A 670-nucleotide genomic window follows, 5' to 3' on the forward strand; every position below is an offset into this window, starting at 1 on the left:
AATGCTAAGAGACGGTGTAATGTGGGATAAAGATAGCGTCAAAAATTAGCTATTGACTCCATAGTCTCTTGTTATGCAATAAGCTAAAGTTGTACTGATACTTGCCAAGTCATTGACCTAGACTTTGCAATAATGTCCGACACTGTCGTCATTACCATTTTGGATGTTCGCTTATTAAACAAGGCTACTTTATGGCGGTCACCAAGCTGTTCTGCTGCACTTATCTCACTTTCAGTCAAAGCGAAAAAGAAACCTGAGAAATCCTCTTTCACCCGTTCTTGGTTCGCGGTTTTGATTTCGATGAATGTTATTTTAGGTAGTGCTTGTAATGTTGATTCTATGCTGCCAAAGTCGACTTCAATATCTGCTGGAATTGAAAGTGCATCAAAACTAGAGCGCTTGATATTCAGTCCAGTTGATTCGAGAGCACTCAAAAGGTTCTTAAGACGCTCCCCTTTTGGACGAGGAATCCAGTCTTCATTAGCTTCAATTGACAATATCTCACCTTTAGCCCCACTCTCATTAGCAAAACGTAATAGATGATTTTTCTTAAGTTCTATGACTTCACTTGGATTCAAAACTAACTCCTATTGCTGGTGTACCCCATAAAAAGTAGACACCACATAACTACATACTTTCGTACTCAACCGGACTGACATGCCCCAACGCT

At 40.0% G+C, this 670-nt stretch carries 1 protein-coding gene; it reads right to left on the reverse strand.

Going from position 1 to position 670, the window contains the following annotated elements; genetic code table 11:
- Positions 1-83 precede the first annotated feature (83 nt).
- Positions 84-578, reverse strand: a complete 495-nt coding sequence (locus tag Q8W40_RS28035) for a hypothetical protein (protein ID WP_305402111.1) — start codon at positions 576-578, stop codon at positions 84-86.
- Between the last annotated feature and the right edge of the window lie 92 nt (positions 579-670).

The organism is Vibrio penaeicida (assembly GCF_030689305.1).
Classification (GTDB): Bacteria; Pseudomonadota; Gammaproteobacteria; order Enterobacterales; family Vibrionaceae; genus Vibrio; species Vibrio penaeicida_B.